Source organism: Shewanella abyssi, from assembly GCF_023284025.1.
Classification (GTDB): domain Bacteria; phylum Pseudomonadota; class Gammaproteobacteria; order Enterobacterales; family Shewanellaceae; genus Shewanella; species Shewanella abyssi.
Genome location: NZ_JAKIKR010000037.1, coordinates 29,271 through 51,727, shown reverse-complemented (window position 1 = coordinate 51,727; position 22,457 = coordinate 29,271). Strand labels below are relative to the sequence as shown.

Sequence of the window (22,457 nt, the reverse complement as noted above, 5' to 3'; positions counted from 1 at the left end):
TCACTTCACCTTTAGCAAACTTTTGGGTAAGTGCTGTACCGTTAAAGCACTTGTGCCATTGTTCAACAACATCCCTATCTGACCATTGATTCACCTTGTCTACATCGATATACAGCACAATATGAAGATGATTATTCATCACTGCGTAAGCTGCGACATCAATAGCAAACACCTCAGTAAGCTTCAATATTTGCGTTTCAACCCAACCTCGACGGTGGTCATAGTTTTTCCCGGTGTACTTATCATCACCACACAAAAACGCTCGCCGCACTACTCGGCTACAGCAATGGTAATATGGCGTGTCTTCGATGCTGATTAGTGTTCTTCTTGGACGGGGCATAGTGAGCTCCTACTGATACTCATCAATCAAGCTTAGCCGGAGGTATTAACACGCGCCATTAATGATGGCTGTCTTAGTGTATTTTTAGTGTATTTTAATGATGGCTGTCTTAGTGTATTTCGTCTTAGTGTATTTCCTTGTTAAACCACCAGTGTAGATACGGCTGCAGCTTCGATTTCAGGGATGAAATCGCAGAGCTTCCATGGACGGACTTGCAGCGACTCGCAGAACCCTCTCGCAATAAAGAGTGCACATTAGCGAGCCGCAGGCTATAAGTGACAATGAAGGTACGACCTTCAAGCATCTACCAAATACCAATATAACCTCGACCCAACAACACAAAATGTAATCAGTCTTCATTCGTAGGCTAACAAGTTTTGGGGAAGCGAGAAAGTTGTAGCCAAAGTCTATTAAGTGAATAAGCAGAGGTCATATGGTTATGACCTCTGCTAGATTTATATAAACTTAATCTGTAACGTCAAGAATCCTCAACATCTATTCCATCGGTTACCTTAGTTCCAACACTAAAACCTTACTCAAAACCATTGGGTAGCGGTGGGCAATTTGCCGGATCACTGGGAACAAATTTAACCCCATTGCCATCTGCAACCTTCATATTGTTAAAGGTGTCGAGCAGGGTCTTATAGTGTTCTTGGTCGGCGGCATTAGCGCCTTGCCATGCGGTGATGGCTGCGGCAACGATGTCGGCCGTCGACATGGTTCCCCCACCCGGTAGCATTACCATGGCATCGCCACCTAAGCGATACTCAATATTGAACAGAAATGCCAATAACTGTTGGGCTAATTGCTCTTTGGGATCACCACCGCCATTGCTGTCTATCAGGAAGTGAGATACCTCTGCCTTAGGCGTGCCAGCTCCGGCCGAGACGCCGGCAGAAATGCTATCATTTTTATAGGCCGCCGCGACGGGATCGCCATTGGTGAACATACCATCGAAGGGCTCATCCCCCTTGCCAAAATAACTGGTCTCACTGTTATAGGGATCTAAGGTATTAATATAACTGGTGATAAAGTCGGTCATCATCTCGCCTAGACCGTTTTTATTATGCCAATAACCCTTAGTACCGAAGCTCACCTCGTTGAAACAGATGTTGGTGAAGTCGGCACCGCTAAATGGAGTATTGCTGTCGTCGAGATAGGCATTACCCATGATGGGTGTCAGTCGGCCATCGCTGCCCGAGGCTTCGGAGCGAACATCGAAGTCAACCATGACGGTAGAGGTGGCCATCCAGCCAGCGGCTGTGGCCTCCTCGATTCGATAGTTATCCGTTGGATACTGAGTAAGCGGTGCATCGCCGTAACCATTGGGTAGCAATACCTGTAACGTGACCTTACCATCGCTATCTGTCACCCTATTGGCTATACCTGCTACAAGCAGAGGATCGGATGTTAATCCGAAGCGGTCGACAAGTTCTTGATAGAGAACGGGGGTAGCCACCGAGCTGATGGTATCTGGGATCGGGCCGCCATTGGATTCCAACAGGCTAGGTGCATATGTTAATCTCACCGGCCAGTTGGCGATCCCTACTTCGCCTTGATCTTGCATGCCGTTACCATTGGTATCGAAGATCTTGGTCACCTCTATATCCGCGAAGCCCACCTGACCTAAGGTGAGGGTGATCTGCGGATCGCTATTGGTACTCGCTACGACACCGAGGTCGGCGGCGATAAAGCTGGAAAACTCATTGGCCGTTTGTGGGCTTAAGCCATCATCGAACAGATCGGGACAGGGCATGATCATGGTAAAACGCGCGATATAATCATTAACATCGTCACCATCCCATAGATTAGGATCCTCTGGGCCGCTATTGAGAGAGGTGAACGGCTGATAAGCATGAACATAACCGGACGTGGTGAAGTAGTCACTATTGAGGTTCTTATCCTTAGCTTCAGTCCAACGGAAGTGATCTAAAATCCAGGTATCATTCAACTGTCCCAGCGCTTCCTTAAGCAGGATAGTCGATGGGTCACCGCCGGACTCATCGTTGGTGCTATCAGCATTACGCACCCCCAAGCCGTCTTCGATGCCGTATTCCCATTGCCAGATAAACTTCTCACCCAGATCCAGACGACAGTTTAGGTTAGCGTCATGGTAATTACGCACCGCTATGATACCGAATTGGGGCTTTTTCTCCTTCACCTTAAAGTTATCGGTTTTGGCATAACGGGGAATAAATCCATGAAAGTTTCCCGCCTGATAACCTTCCTGATTGGGTTGGTTAGCCGCGCCCATACCGCCTGAATCAGAGAAATCATTGACTGGATCATAGGCAGCAACAGGCGTGATCCAGGCCTTGTAGACGCCGCCCTTATTGGGTGTATCGTCATAGGGATAGAGCTGGATCACCATGGCGTAGAGAGGGTCGCCGCCATGATCTATATCTGGATTGAACTCGTGTACAGCCATGGTCTTGTTGCCATTGGTTGGATATTGAGTACATGACACGGCCTGCCAAGAACCTTGTTTCTTGACGAAATTGAGGCCGGAAGCCCCCAGATACTCGGTAATGACACCGTTTTCAATTTTAATTTCACGGCAGCTGATGTGATCGCGAGACAGTAAGTCTTTACCGCTAGGATCGGTGACCTGAAAATAATAGTTACCATCGGGCAGCGCCGCGGCAGTAGCCGGGGCATTCATCTTAGGTCCACCGTCGAGATAGACCTCAAGCTTACTGGTATACCTCACATTTTCATTGACTATGCCACCATCATCTGTGGTGGTAAAAATAGCGCCCGATAAGGCGCTAGCCACCATCGGGATGCCAGCGGCTAGCGCTGTGAACATAGCCAAGATTGAACATCTAGGTTTACGAGGGAGTTTCATAATTTTGTTACCTCAACAATCGCAATTGTGATGTAACTACTACATAGTTAATGCCAAGATTTTAGCCTTAAATTTCAAAGGCTTGAAAAACAACAAGTTGAGAGTTGTAACGAATACACGACACTTACTATTAACCTATTATAAATCAATTACTTATTATGTTTCGAATATGAAACAGCTTAATAACTAGCTAGAAAGAGTGTGTGATATTTAACACGCCTGACTTGGGCCAAGATAAATATAGCCATACATGGCTCGATCCACTTAACTAAGAGCTTGTTTTAATTTATATTTCAAGCTCGAATTATTAATAACCTTTATAAATTGATTATCCCTATTAATGCTGAGTAAGAGGGAGTCATATTGATGACTCCCTTGATGCAGGTTTGGTTATTGATAACCACCACTTGGATTATCAGGGTCAATATCGAAAGGCTCTGATGACGTAGGTGGTTTTGGCATCGTTAGCAAGCGAAGTTCACCATGACATACAGTGTCAGGGTCGAGTACCGTTATCAACACAGTAGGTAGTATAGATGAAGAGAATCGACTGAGTTTATTGACGCCGTCCATTTCAACATAAAATGCTGCAATGCCTAAGGTTTCGCCTTGTAAGTTCCCATTTAATGGATCGTAGTTAATACTAATATCGCTATCATAGACAATGGCACAATAACGGCCACCTTCGAGTAGTTTTAATCCTGTGGCTCGAAGTGGGGTGACATCGCTTATTTTATCAAGGCTTCCCTGTTCAATGACACCATTAATATAATTATGTATGCTGCCCCAGCTGCCCGGCACTGCTTGCGGTGCGAACCAGCCTTCATCGCCTACCTGACCGGTAAATAAATGATACTTGTTGCCAATGTTATCAACAAAAAATGGCAGCGGTGCTCTTTGGCTTTTACCCGGTATCTGATCGTTGACTTCATCGGCGGTAAACTCTTCACCATTATTAGCACGGCGACGATTGACATTACCGAGCCAATAAATCAAGTTATTATCGATACCGTCTTCATCGATAATCAACAAACCAGCAGTCTCACCAATGCAATTAACCACTGCATTGTCGGTGTCGTTTAGTGGGTTGTTGGTTGGTACCGATTGCGCCGAAATACTGGCAATATTGGTATAAAAACCGGCGGCATCACAAAGTTGCGCTTGATAAAGTTCGGTAACGGTTCCACGATCAAGTACTCTGCTTGCTCCGGGTGCCAGAGTACCGCTAACTGCAAAATCAACGATGCCCAAGGTTAGATCATTTAACACAATGTTATCCAGTATCGCACTGCCAATATTGGTTAAAGTGATTTTATAGAGGGCGCCGGCGCCGACATCTAGATTAGGCGCATTAGCATCATCGTTGGCATCATGGTAACTATCACCGCCATCGACACTCACTTCTTTGACGAGTCTAATGCCTTCAGTGAAGCACCTCAACACGGCAGGGTCGCTATCACTGACCGCATTTAATGTTCCCTGTGATACGCCATTAACTGTTGCTATGTTGACGAAATCTGTGCTGTTTAGGCATAAGTTAGTTTGTTTTAATGCCGCTATATTTCCAGAAGTTAGCACTAATACATCACCGGGATTAAACTCTTGGTTATTAAGAAGTGGGGTAACATCATAATTGACAATATTAAGTGCAGGGTCGTTCAGTACAATATTAGTTATAATTGTTGTCCCTTTATTGGTCAAAGTTATCCTATATTCGGCTCCATCTCCAACTGCTGCTGCAGGGGCTGAGTTACTATCATTGGCATCTGAATATTCTCCTCCTTCAACACGAATTTCTTTGAGCAGTGAAATTTGTTCAGATACACAACGCACAAAGGCTGAGTCACTGGCAGATAAGGGATTTGTTGTTGGTTGTGATTCGCCATTCGCCGTTGCCGTGTTATTGATATCACCAGGCACTTGGCAAAGCTCCGCCTGATCCAGCTGTACAATGTTACTTTCGGTGAGAATAATTATCTGGCCTGCGTTGATGGTGCCTAGCGGGTAGTTAACAATCCCTAGGGTTGTATCATTTAATAGTGCATTAATAATGTCCTCACTACCATTATTGGTCACAGTGATGCGATATATCGCCCCTTCACCCAAGGCAATCACGGGAGCGTCATCGCCAGTATTAGCATCGTTATAGATATTGCCACCGTCAACACTCACTTCTTTTTTAATCAATAAAGATTCGGCAATACAATTAACTACTGCCGGATCTGTATCTTGTATTTGCACATTTGTGAGAGCGAAAGTACCTATGATTTTAGCAATATTAGTGACATTACCGATTGAACTACAGCCATTGTCTAGCCTTAATAGAGGTAAGATACCGCTGTCAATAACCACTTGTTCGCCAACGCCCAATCCAACTCCTGAAGTAAGCTGCTCGATATTAAAATTAACGACCAAATCAGGATCTAATGCAAATAGATCAACTAACCGTGCTTCACCAGTATTTTTAATAATAAATTTGTAAAATATGTCTGTACCTAAGACGGCAGAAACTGCGTTGGCACTATCGTTGGCATCGAAATAATTTGTCCCGCCATCCACGCTCACTAACTTAGTGATATCGATAGAGACAACGGGGAACGCGTTAATTCGAACTTCTGCAGTATCAGCATCGCTGGCATTATCTGCCGTTGCCACAGCCGTATTGATTATCATCTGACCAATTTGATTGGGATCGGTAAAGGTTTTCAATACTTCGGCTGTAGCGAATTGGCCGGCAGCCAAATCGTCCAAATCACTGTCTCCATCTTCATCAGTTAAGCCGTTAATCAAGATATTTATTAGATCATCACCTGACAATAATGGTGTCGCATTATCATCATCAAGTTTTAGGTTTAATAATGGTGCACTAACCGCAGTATTTGTAATTTTATAGCAATATTTAACCTCATCATTTAAGTCAATATATAAGGTTTCAACTCCTGCTGAACAATCGCCGTTACTTGTGGTAACTGTTTTCTCCAATATCAGCATAGGTTGTTCTATTTGATTGACATTTTTAAAGGGCACGGTTTGATCACCACCAGCGATCCTGCTGCTTCGGCCATTAACCGGAATTGGTTCGCCATTAGTATCAATACCAATATGAGTGACTCGAGAGCCAGCTAAACGTGCCTGCATATTCCCCGTAGGTGATGAACCAAAATCACAGGAAATTAACACATCGACACGCACCACAACCTCGTCACCAGCGTCTAAATTATCCACCGCGTACGTCGCTTCCAAGGTAGATTTCTTTTTAAATAAGGTACCTACACTTTTATCTTTTTCAGTTATTGTACTTTTATCGACTAGGGTATTAATGGCGGTATCTGGGATAGGTGCGGGTGATGATAATAAATCTGCGAAATAATTTATTTTATAACCCGTAACGTCACTCAATGCGACCCCTTGTTGGCCGGTAGAGTGAGCGGTAAATTCAAAATCCAGTTCTATGGTTTGATTATCATCACCTGATGAATCAACACTTACCAGAGTAAGAAAACTGACAGTATCACCACAGGCATAATCACCGCCTTCCAATGACTCCACAATGTCCTTATCCCTTCCTACAGTTCTGTCATTATAGGCACCGCCACCAGTGTTATGGTCGTAGCTTAGTGGGGCGGAAGCAGTAAAGTCGAGCGAGAAATCACCGCCTACTGCATGTACAGAATTTATCGGAAAGAACAAAAAAAGAGCAATAATAAGAGGCGTTAATCTCTTACGCTGTAGACTACGTCTATGCTTAATTAAACTAAAGCAGGTTAATTTTCCGATTACTAATTGAATATAATTATCCATAGCTAACTCACCTTTATCTCATCATGCTTTCGGTTTTAATTCTGAGTAACATCAAAAAAGCAAGAAACACGCCACGAATTAACAAGCAATAAAATCAGCTTGTTATGTGTTAACGCAGGGCTTTGAAGTGGGTTATTAATACAGTTTCGATACAGGTTGTAACGTAACTGTTCACTGAGGACATATTGACTGAAACAATAGCTGATAGAGCAGCCAAATCGTTTTGCGGCAATAGAGAGTTATCTTATGGCGAATGTGGTTCCAATTGCCTGCGGCAGGTGCATACTCAACTACTGCTATACATTGTAAGTGGCACCGTTAATATTGCGCTGTAGTGATTTACTTCACTGCGCCCTAGAGAGGTTTATTTAGTAAGTAAGTGATAAGCGCTTGGTACTCTTCGATGTTGCGGATTTTTTTTGCAATGGGCTTGTACTTACCATTGATAATCAATGTCGGTACGCCGGTATAGCCTTGTTGACGCAATCGTTCAGTGTTGCGCTGCATCTGTCTAGCTTGAGTGTTCACGCTAAAGCTAGAAAAGACCTTATCAAACGCCTCGCCATCGACACCGTTAGCTAAGAATAGATCCTTGATTGCCGTGTTATCACTAAAACTGGCTTTATCAACATGTATATAATTAAATATTGCGGCTATAACCTTATCGCTAACCTGCAGCGAACCCGCTGTTATCAACGCTTTAGTGAGCGACCTTTCGATTTCAAGATCTCGGCCCGGCATACCGTCTACATGATTCTTTTTAAACTGTGCATCAGCAGGTAAGAATGCCTTAATTTCACTCATTAGCGATTCTTGGTTAAAACAAGCTGGGCAATAAAAGGAAAAATATTCTGTCACCTGTTTTGTCGCCGTCGGTTTGCCTTCGACCTCCACATAATAGTCACCCTCGGTAAACTCAATCGCGTGACTAATATTACAGATAGAAAGTGTAAGTAAAACCAATAGTAGAAATAAACCCTTATTTAACATCCAAAATCCTTTATATTGACGAAACCCGCTCTTAAGGCTTAAGAGAGTATTATCACGCAAGCTAAACTAAGCAGTTCGAAGAAACAAGCAAGATGAATAATTTGCATGACTGCCTAGCCTAAAGATGCAGGATTCTAGGGGAAGAGGATAAGATTGGATGGCAAGATTATGAAAACACTAAGACTGGTTTTCAACAAGTAGATAGGCTTCAAACCAAGTCATCGCCTGCCGTAAAGGCCATGACTTGGCTTAAATTTTAGCTGACTAGAACTTACCTGCTGGCGGCCAGTTAGGGTTATCGATCTCGTCTTCACCTACCGTGCTTGCCGCTTCCAGTGCGATTGAGTGTGGCACGTTATCTTTTGGGATACACACCTCCACCACGAAGTTGCTCTCCTCGTTGCTACGGATCTCCTCCATCACCGCCAGTAACTCGCCTAAGTTCGACACTTTTCGACCTTCGCCGCCAAAGGTATCGGTGATTTTAGATATATTCCACGGGGGTAAATCGTTATAGGGGTAGACCTCATCCAACAACGGATCTTGATAGTCTATCGGTGGCGTTCTAAAGGGGTTAGGGTTAACCAAATATTGCTCTATGCCATATATGCCGTTTGCAATCACAAACACCACGGTATTTTGGCCGTAGGCATGTTGATCGGCGACTGCCTGGCAAGTTTCATGGAAGGCGCCATCCCCGACAACGACAATTGAACGTTTATCTGGATAAGCGCATTTAACCCCAGTGCCTGCAGCAACGGAATAACCAATAGATAACCAAGCCGCTTGGGCTACAAAACCATTTCTAGCCGGAATATGCACACTTTGCGCGCCGATTAACGGAAAACCAGCATCCACCACCATCACATCATCTGCTGTGATCCATTGGCTCATGGTATTAAAAAAGTTATCGTAACCCAGAGTTGAATCAGCATTGATGCCTTGTAATGACGCCGCCTTCTCAGGCTTAGCCACTCTGATCCCCGCCAAACTCGGCGCTTGTACAGCAGCTAACGCGCTAAACTCACGAATAAGATGATCTAAGTAGGATCCCAACCGCACTGAAGGATAAAAGTTCGCCCCGACAAAGACGCCACCATGGGCGGCGAGCACGGTATTGCTACTTCGAATATCTTGGTTGCCAGTATCTTTACCTGTGGTCCATGCGCCAACGCCAACAAGTACCCCATCATCACCCACCAGCTTTTCAACCTCTTCATTCTTCAGGGTGACACAGCCTTCAAACCAAGCGTGTGTTTCAGCTATCACTGACTTACTTAAAGCCGAAGTGACAAAATGAATATCGTGGCCAGGCAGGCTATGCCCGGTGTTTATGACCTGTAGCAGCTCGATAAACTTGTCTTGCAATCCAAAGCGTTGTAGCTCTATACCCGCCCAGAAAATGCTTTTGGGCTTGCTCAACATAAGCTCAATGGTGGCCCGAGCAGCATTGGCCGCTTCACTTATCGTGATGGTGTCGTTTAGCCCTGAACTCAGTTCACCTACAGGCCTTTCACAAGGAGTGCGCCACACATCTTCAGCCACTTCAAAATAGATTGGTCGTTTTTGAGTGAGCATGGCTGTGATGGCCGAATCAATTTGATATGGCGCTTGCTTAGCATTAATGATCCGCTCGGCGGCGACGGTGATCGGTTTGAACATATGGATATCGACAAACTGATAACCCGTAGTATGGGAATATAACAGGCCCGTTTGTTTGGATATTTGATCTTCTTTGTTGGTCGGCGCACCGTTAATCAGCACTAACGGGACTTGTTCGACATACGAACCGGCAATGGTATTGAGTAAACTAAATGCACCTACACTATAGGTAACATACAGTGCACTCACCCCTTTAAGTCTGGCGTAAGCATCTGCGGCATAGCCAGCGCACATCTCATTGGCGTTACCAGATATCACTATGGGCGATGACTTGTCTGCCAAGATCGTATCCAGCAAAGCAGCGGTGTAATTACCCGCGACGCCAAACATCTGTTCGACACCCACCTCTTCCAAACGTGCTTTTAAATAATCTGCCACGCAATATTCGTTTATGACCTTATTCATTTTAACTCCCTAAAAAAACGGCAATAAAAAGAGGCAACCAGTGCCTCTATCTAAGTAAACTTGCTATTGATCGAAGTAGTTAAGATCAATGCCGATACAGCTGTATTGATCCGACTTGCGTGTCAGCACCACTTCAGCTGCCGAGTAATCACGATCGATATACTGCTGGATCAGCGAGGCTGCGTTTTCTTTGTAAATGGCCTGGATCTCCACGGCTGCCGCAACACCATGTTCTTGCTGATAAACCTCAAACAAAGGGTTTAGCCCAAACCCTTGCTTTAACGCCAAATCGGTAGAGCGAAGTGCTCCTTCAACCCAGCCTTGGTAGTCAGAGAATGCTTCGCCACAGGTAAACAAATTCGGTAACGGTTCAACCAACGCCTTAATCACCTCCCTGTCGTTTGCCCCTACTGCCCACTGGTGTACACCAAAGCCAAACTGTTCATTTGGATGCTGATCGGTTTTAACGCTCCCCTCCCAGATCCGCGCGCTAGTAATGATAGGCTGCGGCACATAATGGGTATTAAAGATCTGCTTAAAGAATTCAGTCGCCTGCGCCACCACAGCATCAGTGGCTGGATTGATGTCCGCAGGGATACTGCCCTCGTTAACGTAGTGCGACAAATCAGGGTGGAGGTACTTTTCGCCCTTCCCTTGCAGTGCACTCCAAAAGTTAATGTTCAAATAATCGCAATAAATCGTTAATGCTGCTGGGCGTTGATACTTTTCGCTATCAATCTTACTCAGCCTTTCAGCGACTTTATCTCTCGGCTCAGCGCCACTTTCTTGATACATCAGCGCCGCTGCTAATTCTTCATTGACGGCGTAGAATGGGTATACCGAGCCTGTCGGCAGGTCGGCAAAGTTAGGTCCAAATTCCACAGCGGCTCGGCCAGTGCTTTTTTGCCCCCACCATGCGCTGTCGTAATACAAATTGATTTTTAGTAGCGGCTGATTACTCGCCGACTGCAGGGCGTTCCAAAGTTGATTCGACTCTGCCTTAGGCAGGCGATTGAAAGCGTTGGATTTCACGAATAACCGTTCCAATGCGAGCCGAGGCAAGCCCAAGATAACTTTTTCCGCCGTAACTGTGCCGGGATGCTCTACCTCATTTTCATCGGTATGCACGTAATTCAGAATATAATGACCGCTGTTGTCATCATAATCTATCGACTCGATTGTCGTTTGTAGGTTGATGTTTTCTGTACCAACCTTATCGACTAATGCATTAGGCAGAGTGCTAAAGCCCTCTTTAAAGGTTTTAAACTCAACGTCCGCAGGAAAGTCCTCTAACAGTTGATAGGCAACGCCAGCATTCATTTTTGATAAAAATGTGCCATTAAAACCCAGCACCCGATATAGCATGGTGATGCATTCTTGGCTGTAGCCCATATCGGAATACAGATCCCACAATGTCCACTCATTCAAGGTTTTCCCTTGCCACTGACAATCTAACCTAAACGACTGCCAAAATTCAGGGCCGCGCACGACTGGTCGAGCATCAAAGCTAGGGTTGGCTTGTAGGATCCGATTAAACACAATATTGACAATATCTTTAGGGTTCACGCCACGCTCTGAAGGCGCTAGATTGTATAACTCAGACCAAATGGCAAAGTCATCTTGCTTAGCCTCATTGACTGAGAAGCTTTCACCGCGAAAGTAGAGTCGATTGTTGCCGCCGCTATTCATTGGAAAAGGAACTATTTGATCTTGTAGATCTAGCTTCAAAAACAGCGTCATCAGATCATCCATACCTTCAAATAAGAAGCGCATTCCCCCTTGTTCTTCTTTTACTTCAATCGTGTCGGGCTGGCCTGGGCCAGACTTCAGATTTTTAAATTCGACTAAATCTGAATCTAAACGTCCACCGGTTCGATTTGAGCGCTCAAATATCGCCAAATCGTTGATCCCCTCCTCCTGCTGCAATCGCCATGCACTGTACAAACCAGACATGCCAGCCCCTACAATTGCCACCTTTACAGAGGCTGGAATAGTGTTACTTTTGATCTCTTTGCCAAACTTATAGTGTGTCATGATTAATCCCTAATCTTTATTTGTCGATTGTCAGTCAGACCTATCCATTTATTTTCAGCAGATAGAGTGTGTTTCGTTTTGACAGAGTAAAAATATAGATTCACTCCTGGACCCAATAACATTAAGTCCGCCATTTGCTAGACGTGTTCTAAGCGATAAAAGTGTAGTTCATGGATGGGAATAATATTGAGGTAATATATTGAATTAACTTCACTCTTTCAGGTTTATAGGTTTGTTTTTTCTGTATTACTTGTGGCTAGGGCGCTGGCAAGCCATATGCTAAGGAATATGTATTTGCAGTAATAATATAAATTTCATACTAAAGTCGTTCATCTAGAAAGCAATGATTAGACATAAGCATTAGTGGCGGTTTTCACCGCTAAATTTCAATATTTTTTGACTCATTGCGATGTGCACCGCCACTCAGCTTCTATTCAGTTTTTAGTGCAATCGGCCTTTAATCAGCAAGTCGAAGTCACCATGTTGCAAATTCTGTATGGAACAGAATAGGCCCTGTTTTCAATGGCCTCAGCCGCAAAAAGCGCAAACTCTTAGCATTAGGCTTACCAATAAAAGCTTTTAAATTAGATAAACCTCCACATCAGTGAAGATCAGAATCTGCATTTAAGTAGCCAAATTTGTAGACCGCAATCTCCCCCGTTGGAAATTTTGCTTTTTAAATTTCGCCGGGGCGCTGAGGGATTGACTCTTATGAAATCAAGAGCGGGTACAAGCGCTTTACCCCTTGGCTCTGCTCTTGATTACAAGAATGGGCGCAGCACCACGACTTTTCTTTTTACAAAAGTGAATGCGAAGCTTCATGAACCTAACAAGGTTTGAGGCAGAAGCTTAGCTGCAGACGAAAGTGGTTCCAATGACCTGCGGTCGGCGTATGTGCAAATACTGCTGAGGCACGCTGCAAGCACATCCTTGTGGGCTCAACGAAAACGTCCCTGTTTTCGACGGCCTCAGCCGCATCTACACAAGGTTAGAAAAGCGCAAATACTCAGCATTTGAGTTTTAATTTTTCAATACAGGAAGTTGTAGCCTTTCAGTAAACGTCATGAGTTAAACATATTTAAATGAATTCGCAGAATCTAATCTCCCCCGTTGGAAATTTCGCTTTTTAAATTTCGCCGGGGCGCTGAGGGTTCGACTCTGATGAAATAAAGAGCGGGCGCAAGCGCTTTGCCCCTTGGCTCTGCTCTTGATTACAAGAATGGGCGAAGCACCACGACTTTGATTTGGATTTGGATTTGGATTTGGAAAACAATAGCTGGCAGAGCTGCCAAATTTTAGGCAAAAAAATGCCTGCTCAAAGAGCAGGCAGACATATTCAAGTGTTCCTAGAGGAAATCGGTTAGCGCGCTAGCGTTAATCAATGGCACGTTGACAATCGTCAACATACGACTTGCGTCTAAACACACCCAAAGGGTGCTATAAGGTTGATGGATATGGAACTACTTTAAAGGAGGGTTAGCCCTAAAAAGTCATGGCGAATAAACCGCCACGCAAAACATCTGTATTTAACCAAGAGCTTTGCGAATAAATGGTAGAACTAGTTGCAAGTGACATAATCATTACTCCAAACAAAGTTGTAAAAAAATACTCTAATCAATTTAATTACGGGGTTGAAACCAATTAAACTGATGAGTCAACTTGTCGCTCGATTCCTTGGAGAATTATCCTTCCTGGATAGACTAACCTTGATAGGCTTAACCCTAATCAAGAGTTGCCATTATAGGGTTTCGTAATTTAATTACAACTACTAATTAAGAATAATCCCAAAAACTGGCTTTAAACGTAATTTAACCACACCACGCGCACATGGAGATCGCAAAAACAGCCATCTTTGCGAGCCACGTCTAGATATCGCGGTTTTCGGTCGAGAAAATTACGGTTAAATAACGATAATCGGCAGACACTTGAACTTGTGAGTGACCCAATAATAAACGGACAGGCAAAAAAAAGCCCGCTCAATGAGCGGGCAAGACATATTCAAGTGTTCCAGATGGAAATTGGTTAACGCGCTAGCGGTAATCAATTGCAAATTGATGCTCAATTTACAACTTGGTCTATAAACACCTTATAAAGGTGCAATAAAGGATGATGGAAACGGGTGGGCTACAAGTAGGTTACCCCTTGTATGCCATGGTATATATACCGCCACGCAAAACATCTGTGTTTAACCAAAAGCTCTGCGAATAAATTGTGGTGCTCATTGTAAAAGACATAATCATTACTCCTAACTAAGTTGAATTCCAAATACTGTGCTTGTTGTTACAACCCATCTTGGGTTAAGCAAAGTCAACTTGTCGCTCGATTCCTTGGAGAATTATCCATCCTGGATAGACTAGCTCGATTAGGCACCTGCCTAACCAACGAGAGCAATTATAGCTAAATGTAGTTTTATTACAACCTTTTTCTATAAAAAGCATGAAATAGCTTACTTTTGGTAATTTTATTACATGAATAGTTATTAAAAAGCCGAGATATGCTCTCGGCTGCAGTATTTAACAGCGCATTATTTCAGGCTGTCGACGATATAGTTGAACATCCCCACGATAGGTGTTGCAGTAGGGTCTCCCCATTGAGGGTGACCTTCGGTGGCACTACCGGCGATATCCAAATGAGTGTAAGCAATAGGCTTGTCACTATTGAGTCCATGCAAGCTTAAGCCTGAGGCTTCAATCAAAAATGCAGCTGGATATTGATGCCCACGCGCAGTCACCGACGATGGTGCATTGTTAGATGACAACATATCAGCAGCACCCGATGGATCCACAATTTTACTAAAGTCTTCTCGACGTAATTGGCTAACTTCAATAGGCTCGCCCCAGATAGCCGCTTTTTGCTGGATGTTACTTGCCACATTGGCCTGCTTAGCCACACTATTTTCTACTGCCGCAGTATAACCACCAAAACAACGAACAACATGGCCGGTTAAAGTCGCGACTGAAAACATTTCAGGATTAACCGCAGATTGCGCTTTAATACGCAGGTGGGACAGCAAGTCGGCTAAAACAAGTCGACCTTCGGCATCGGTATTACCGATGCGCACCCGAAGACCTGCATGACTGGCAATGATCTCATCGGTGACAAACGCTTCGCTACCAATGCTATTTCGCACTAATCCCAGCTCAGCAACAATACGAATGCCTTTGGGCTTAAGCATACTGACGGTTTTCATTAACCCCGCTACTGCCGCTGCGCCGCCTTTATCACGGCTCATGCCCGCCATTCCACCAGCAATCTTTATATCCGCACCGCCAGTGTCGTAAACAACACCTTTGCCGGCAAAGAGGAAAGTACGCTCAATGTCGCCTGCGCCGACATATTCAAGCTTAACCACTCGCGGTTGATGTCTGAGTACTGCAAAAGATGAACGTCCGACTGCGCATAACAGCGGGTAATCACGTTCAAGAACATCTCTATCTTCAACAACTGACATGGTTAAGTTACTATCAGTCAACGCTGCCAAACAATAATCAGCAAAAGCGGGCGCCGACATACGTTCAGGTTCGGTGCCGCATAAGTCTCTGGCGAGGTTACGCCCCGCTTCAATCGCGGTTAGCGTCGCGGCATTATGCCTATCACTCAGCAAGCCAATACACTCTAACTCCGCATCTGCCCCACCCGCTTCTCGCAGCTCTAACGCTTGCCATAGCTCTTGCCCACATGCCAAGGCAGCAACTTCGGCCGATTTTTGATAGCGCGCCTCAGCAATGCCATTAACCAGTAATAATGGCCGTTTTGCCCCTGCTTCTTTGGCGACTCGAATACCAGTGCGGGCGGCATCAGCAAACACGCGCACATCTTCATATTCATCAGCGGCTTTTTTCACTGGCGCAATGATCAAGCGTCCACCCGCCATGCCTGGCGCAAACAGCAATGTGACCGACTTACCAACGCGTTGATCGATCTTTTGCCCGTGATCTGCCAGCAGTGCCACTTCATCCACTTTTATAGATTTAAGATCAGCAGAAACCACCACTAAGGCATCCCAACCATTACCTTCAAAAATTGCCTCTTTATCGACAACATCAACAAATTTTACCGAAGCCATAACCCTTCCTTTTTATTTTTAATTGCTGGCATTATTGTCCTATTGAGCACAGATTACCAACCACTTAATTGTGCTTGAAAACTCATCTGGAAACTTCTGCTGACAGTCCCTCGCTAAAGCACAGTAAACCACGCTTGCGTAAACAAAGATTATGGTAGAATATTGCGGTTTTCAGCCTCAAGCGCACCAGCGCTCTAGTGATAATTTGAGTAATAGGGGAATTTTCTGTGACTGCACTAAACCAGCTACAACCACAAGCACTATGGCAATGGTTCGAACAAATCTGTGCCATTCCACACCCATCGAAGCATGAGCAAGCGTTGAGTGAGCACATTCAAGCTTGGGCGAAAGACAAACAGCTTTCAGTTATTGAAGATAAAGTCGGTAACCTTATTATCAAGAAAGCCGCAACTGCGGGCATGGAAGATCGTAAAATCGTGGTGCTACAAGCCCATATCGATATGGTCCCACAAAAGAATGCCGATAAAGTGCATGATTTTGAAAAAGATCCGATTGATGCTTATGTTGATGGTGACTGGGTTAAAGCGAGAGGCACTACGCTGGGTGCTGATAACGGCATAGGTATGGCTTCAGCTTTAGCGATTCTCGGTGCTGACGACATTGCCCACGGTCCACTTGAAGTGTTATTGACTATCGATGAAGAGGCCGGAATGACCGGTGCATTTGGCCTAGAAGCTGGCATGCTTGAAGCTGATATCCTTATTAACACCGATTCAGAGCAAGAGGGCGAGATCTACATGGGTTGCGCTGGCGGTGTCGATGGCCAAATCAGTGTACCTATGGTGTGGCAGTCTCCTGAGCCGACAAACTCAAGCTTCACGTTATCGATAGCGGGGCTTAAAGGCGGTCATTCAGGGGTCAATATTCATTTAGGCCGCGGTAATGCCAATAAATTACTCGCTAGATTCCTGTTCGACTATAGCGATGAACTTGCGCTTGAGCTTACTAACTTCACTGGCGGCTCACTGCGTAACGCTATTCCCCGTGAAGCGCAAATTAGCTTTATGACGCCCGCTGAAAACGTGACACTACTGCAGCAACGTATTGCTGAGTTCCAAGCATTGGTTCGACAAGAGTTGGCCATTGCCGACCCTGACACAACGCTGACATTGACTGAGATCCCAGCCGAAACAAAGGTCATGAGTGAAGACTCACAACAGATCTTAATTGATATCCTCAATGCCTGCCCTAACGGCGTTGTGCGTATGAGCGATGAAGTTGCAGGCGTGACTGAAACCTCACTTAACGTCGGCGTCATCAGCACTGAAACAGATTCAGTGCAGGTGCTTTGCCTTATCCGTTCATTAATCGACTCTGGCCGTGAAGAGATAGAGGGTGTGTTGACCTCTTTGAGTAACTTAGCGGGTGCCAACGTTGAGTTCAGCGGTGCTTATCCTGGTTGGAAGCCTGATAACAGCTCAGCGGTAATGGAAAGTGTCCGTGCTACTTACCAAGACATCTATAACAAAGAGCCGACAATCATGGTGATCCATGCCGGTCTTGAGTGTGGTCTGTTTAAGAAGCCTTACCCAGAGATGGATATGGTATCGATTGGCCCGACTATTCGCTATCCACATAGTCCAGATGAGAAAGTTAACATCACTACGGTTGGCCAATACTGGAAACTATTATTAGCGGTTCTTGAACGCACGCCAGTTAAAGATTAAAGCTTGTTGATATCGCTATGACATCGCGATATCAATAATACCGTCGAACACTAAAAAGCCGCTGATGTTAAGTCAGCGGCTTTTTTAATCTTGACCGACTTTCAGATCCTCAACTAAAAAACTCTTTCTAAAAAGCTAACTTAGAAATCTCGTTCTAAAAACTCTGTCTAAAAGCCTAAGTCTAGTTGCGATGCACTTGCTGCACTCGCCTCATCATTAATGACTTGTTTAGAGGCCAGCCCCACTGCAACCCCCAATAAGCGTATTCCTCGGCCTTGTTGTCTTTCTAGCGCTTGTTCCAATAACTGGTAAAACAGATTAACAGACACTTCATCGCTACGGTGCTCTATGGTGGTTTGTTTAAAATCATCAAACTTAAGCTTTACCACTTGTTTATGAATGGTGCGATCTTTGGCACTACGACTGACTCTGGCCCCCAGCTCTTGGATCAATTGCGGCATTACGGATTTGCACTGTTCCAGCGTGTAAATATCTTTAGCTAAGGTAGTTTCAACACCAACAGACTTACGCTCCCTATTGGCAGAAATTCCCCGTGTGTCGATGCCTTTAGCGCGCTCTATCAATACCCCTCCAAACTTACCAAAACGCTCAACTAGAGCGCGATCAGAATAGGCCTGCACGTCGCTACACGTATGCAGACCAATATCCGCTAACTTCTTAGCGGTGACTTTACCCACCCCTGGGATTTTAATCAGCGGTAATGTTTTTACAAACTCTTCAATCATTTCAGGACGGATAACATATTGGCCATTAGGTTTATTAAGATCGGAGGCGATTTTTGCCAAAAATTTAACCGATGCAATTCCAGCTGATGCTGTCAGTCCCGTTTCCAACAGAATATCTCGCCTAATGGCTTCTGCAATACGGGTGGCAGAGCCTTGGCAGTGAGGACTGTCAGTGACATCCAGATAGGCTTCATCTAACGATAGTGGCTCAATAAGGTCTGTATATTTAGCAAACACCGCCCGAATTTTAGTCGAAACGTCTTTATATACCTGCATTCTGCCAGGCACTAAGATGAGGTCAGGGCAAAGCTTAAGCGCATAAGCTGATGCCATTGCCGAGCGTACGCCAAATTTTCTTGCTTCATAGCTACAAGTGCTTATCACGCCGCGACGATCACTTCTGCCACCAACAGCAATGGGCTTACCTCTAAGCTCAGGAAAATCACGCATCTCTACTGCAGCGTAAAAGCAGTCCATATCGACATGAATTATTTTTTGCAATCTCAAGTCCTCCACAATGGATATTACTGTATATAAAAACAGTACTCAAGAGGGAGGTGACTAAATAGTGCTTTTGGCGGGAAGTTAATGTGTATCACTTGCTTATTATAGGATCGAAAACGGAGCCCATTGGCTCCGTTTTTGCCTAACCTGATGCTCACTGCATTAGCGGTCTAGATCTTGAACTGCTTAATGTTACTCGATAATGACTCGGTCACTTGGGCAAAGCTAGCAAAGTTACGCGATAACTCCTCACTTGCCGCCAAAGAGTCATCAGATAACGCGCGAACATTCTCAACATTGCATGCCACCTCTTCAGCGACGACGGCTTGCTGACCCACCGCGGCGGAGATCTCGATGGTTTGCTGCTGAATAGCTTCAATCGCCCCGGTAATACTGCCTAGCGCGATTTCTACTTTAGCGGTGAGATCCTGACCAATATTAGCTTGCTCAACTCCCGCTTCCATCACCTGCTCAGCTTCATTGGCATTTTGCTGCAAGGTTTGGATGATCTCTTGAATATTGGCGGTTGAATCTTGCGTGCGCGAGGCCAATGTACGCACTTCATCGGCTACAACGGCAAAGCCGCGCCCTTGCTCACCCGCTCTAGCGGCTTCAATAGCGGCGTTAAGCGCTAACAAGTTTGTTTGCTCTGCAATGCCTCTGATGACATTAAGCACTTCACCAATTTGCTCTGAGCGAGTGCGCAGCTTTTTAACGACTTTAGCCGCTTCAATCACCTGCACCGATAAAGACTGCATCCCTTGAGTCGCTTGCGCGACAATCGCGCCACCTTCAATTGATTCAGTCTGTGCCTTATCGGCAAAGTCGCTGGCGCGTTGTGCACTTGCCGCCATCTCTTGGCTGGTATGCGCCATTTCTGTCGCCGCGGTCGCAACAGAGGCTATCTCCGCTTTCTGCTGTGCAACAGAATTAAGTGCTCGCTCGCTGACTTCTGCAGCAGCGGTAACACCGTTTTCAACTTCTAAGGTTAAATCACGAGTATCTTGCAGCATTCCCTGTACTTTTGCCGCAAACCGATTGAATGCATCACCGAGTTGTCCAAGCTCATCCTCTCTGTCCATTTCGATACGTTTTGCCAGATCGCTATCGCCTTCGGCAATATCTTCCATCGCCAACAATAAGCTATTAATCTGTTTTCTAAACGGCATTAACATGCCCCATACCGTGACACCGACAAAAAGCATTATCAAACAAGAGAGTAAAATTGAGTTGATGATGGCATCTGTCACTGGCGCCTCAATCACCTCCGTTGGCAACATGAACGCTAGGTGCCATCTCTGTTCTGGGAAATCGCCACCCACTTCAACAAAACTGACTCTTTGTGATTCGCCTTTAAAGGTCACTTCGGCAAAACCAGCACTTTGTGATTGCATTTGCCTGCTTAGATCACTAAAACCTTCACTGTCTCTAAATTGGTTATCGATTTCAGCAGCGTCAGAGCCTGGTGGGAATTTATCACTAAAGCCGGGAAAATAAACCAGTTTACCGGCATTGGTGATCAAGAAAGCCTGGCCTGCTCCCTGATATTTAATCGGCGCTAGCAGCTCGCTACCAATGGTGTCGATCAGAATATCCATACCACCGATGCCGATGAACCGACCGGACTGATCTTTTACCACCGTTTTCACGGTTGCCGATATTGAGCCGTCGTTGGCGTCAACGGCAGGATCGCCGACAAACATGCCATTTTGATCAATGGCTTCTTGCCACCATGGGCGTTTGTTAGTGTAGTACTCACTGTCGTTGTAGCGACCATTTAAATCGAAGTATTCAAAGGTATTAGCAGAACCAAAAAACACTGACTTAATGTCACTGTCTTTATCGGAGAAGAACTTAAAGTAGTCAATAATAGCGCTGTATTGTTTATCTGAAGACAGATCGCTTAAGCGGCGATCATATTTGCCGAACCACTGCAACACTGTCGGATCTGCAAATACCGCGTGAATTAATTGACCTTTGGCGACAAAATAACTGCGAACTTCGTTAGATTTAAGCTGTACTAGACCGCTGAGGTCGTTATCAATTTGCTGGCGAGTACTGGCACTCTCATTCTTAACTAAGAACAATGCAACGATGGTGAAAAGTACCGCCAAAGCGCCAACAATAGTCACAACCAGCTGCATACTTAGCGAGCGTTTAAACCAATGCATCCTATATCCCTTTATTATTATATTTTTTTAGGAATAATGAATTTAACAGAAAATTGACAAGATTAAAGCACAAAATGCAACATTAGCTGCTAACTGGCTAAATAGCAGTTTACGGAGAACGAAAGGAATTGGTCGCGTTGTTTAGCAACCTTGAGTCTACGATAGAGAATGGGGGAATACGATATTGTTTGATAGTCGATGTTACTGGATAAGACTTTTTAACACTCTCAATCTTAAGACTGTAACGTTCAAAATAGTTTTGTCAGCATTGACAGTTCATCCACAGAAAGTGTGGACTTAGTCGTGTAGGCTTTATGTAATGCCAATGAGTGACAATGTCCAGACTGAACCATCTCAAGCTGTTGCTCTAGACGTTCAATCTTACAAAGAAGACGTGCGATTTTAAGCTGATTTTCGCTGTCATATGCGTTGCTTTTTACAGCAATAATCATATCTTCTCCCCTCTTATCAAACTCTTATCAAATGCGTGTTCAAGTTCATTATCGAAAGTTTATTATCGAAAGTTTGTTTTCGAATCAGTGTTCATTGTTCATTCGAGTTGTGATTGTAATGTCTAGAAGCTGAATACTTGCTGTACAACAGCGGTAAAAGCGACAAAAGTAGGCGATATAGAAGTCAAAAAAAGGCAGGAAAAAGAGTAAGGCACCATCACCATCGTCGCTCTGGTGCCTATAGAACATCTGCCCTGGCAGAAATAGCGGACTACATTTTACTTTGCAGATAATTGGGTAAACCAACCATATCAATCAGCCCTAGCTGTTTCTCAAGCCAGTACATATGGTCCGATTCAGTCTCTTCGAGCAAGACCTCTAAAATTTCACGACTCTCGTAATCACTTTTCTGTTCACACAGTGCAATTGCGCTACGTAGATTATCAGCAACTTGATACTCGTATGCTAAGTCGTTCTTAAGCATCTGCTCGGTATTCTTGCCGATATTAAGTGGCTCACGACTGGCAACGTCGGGGGTGCCTTCTAGAAACAGGATACGCTGCACCAGTTTTTTGGCATGTTCGCGTTCATCATCTGATTCATGGGAGATCCGCTCATGTAACTCATTCAAGCCCCAATCTTCGTACATTAGTCCGTGTACAAAATATTGATCCATTGCCGACAACTCACCGGTGAGGAGTTTGTTTAATGTGTCGATGACATCTTTATTGCCTTTCATAATCGTCTCCG

At 44.8% G+C, this 22,457-nt stretch carries 11 protein-coding genes and 1 pseudogene; 1 reads left to right on the top strand and 11 read right to left on the bottom strand.

From position 1 onward, the window contains the following. From L2755_RS15400 to L2755_RS15370, 7 genes and pseudogenes are all read right to left on the bottom strand, one after another. Positions 1–340 (bottom strand): annotated as a pseudogene (locus L2755_RS15400) (transposase); the annotation flags it as partial. 532 nt (positions 341–872) lie between these two features. After that, a complete protein-coding gene (locus L2755_RS15395; RefSeq protein ID WP_248981565.1) occupies positions 873–3,188 on the bottom strand; it encodes a hypothetical protein in 2,316 nt (771 codons plus the stop codon). 390 nt (positions 3,189–3,578) lie between these two features. Next, the gene (locus tag L2755_RS15390) at positions 3,579–6,989 is read right to left on the bottom strand and encodes a hypothetical protein (protein ID WP_248981564.1); all 3,411 of its coding nucleotides are present in this window, start codon (positions 6,987–6,989) and stop codon (positions 3,579–3,581) included. 354 nt (positions 6,990–7,343) lie between these two features. Continuing rightward, a complete protein-coding gene (locus L2755_RS15385; RefSeq protein ID WP_248981563.1) occupies positions 7,344–7,979 on the bottom strand; it encodes a thiol:disulfide interchange protein DsbA/DsbL in 636 nt (211 codons plus the stop codon). 264 nt (positions 7,980–8,243) lie between these two features. After that, positions 8,244–10,046, bottom strand: coding sequence for an alpha-keto acid decarboxylase family protein (locus L2755_RS15380; protein ID WP_248981562.1), 1,803 nt, complete (start codon positions 10,044–10,046; stop codon positions 8,244–8,246). A gap of 63 nt (positions 10,047–10,109) precedes the next feature. Further along, the gene (locus L2755_RS15375) at positions 10,110–12,080 is read right to left on the bottom strand and encodes an FAD-dependent L-amino acid oxidase (RefSeq protein WP_248981561.1); all 1,971 of its coding nucleotides are present in this window, start codon (positions 12,078–12,080) and stop codon (positions 10,110–10,112) included. 2,524 nt (positions 12,081–14,604) lie between these two features. Beyond that, positions 14,605–16,146, bottom strand: a complete 1,542-nt coding sequence (locus L2755_RS15370; RefSeq protein ID WP_248981560.1) for a M17 family metallopeptidase — start codon at positions 16,144–16,146, stop codon at positions 14,605–14,607. A 227-nt stretch (positions 16,147–16,373) separates the two neighbouring features. Here L2755_RS15370 and L2755_RS15365 point away from each other — a divergent pair, with 227 nt between their 5' ends. Beyond that, positions 16,374–17,834 (top strand): aminoacyl-histidine dipeptidase, encoded by a 1,461-nt coding sequence (locus L2755_RS15365; protein ID WP_248981559.1) that lies wholly within the window; start codon positions 16,374–16,376, stop codon positions 17,832–17,834. A 167-nt stretch (positions 17,835–18,001) separates the two neighbouring features. Here the strand turns inward: L2755_RS15365 and dinB are convergent, their stop codons facing one another. From dinB to bfr, 4 genes are all read right to left on the bottom strand, one after another. Then, positions 18,002–19,081, bottom strand: coding sequence for a DNA polymerase IV (gene dinB, locus L2755_RS15360; protein ID WP_248981558.1), 1,080 nt, complete (start codon positions 19,079–19,081; stop codon positions 18,002–18,004). A gap of 173 nt (positions 19,082–19,254) precedes the next feature. Continuing rightward, a complete protein-coding gene (locus L2755_RS15355) occupies positions 19,255–21,255 on the bottom strand; it encodes a methyl-accepting chemotaxis protein (protein ID WP_248981557.1) in 2,001 nt (666 codons plus the stop codon). Positions 21,256–21,503: 248 nt separating this feature from the next. Next, on the bottom strand, positions 21,504–21,707 hold the full coding sequence (locus L2755_RS15350; RefSeq protein ID WP_248981556.1) for a hypothetical protein: 204 nt from the start codon (positions 21,705–21,707) through the stop codon (positions 21,504–21,506). A gap of 271 nt (positions 21,708–21,978) precedes the next feature. Continuing rightward, on the bottom strand, positions 21,979–22,446 hold the full coding sequence (gene bfr / locus L2755_RS15345; RefSeq protein WP_202286134.1) for a bacterioferritin: 468 nt from the start codon (positions 22,444–22,446) through the stop codon (positions 21,979–21,981). Positions 22,447–22,457: the final 11 nt, after the last annotated feature.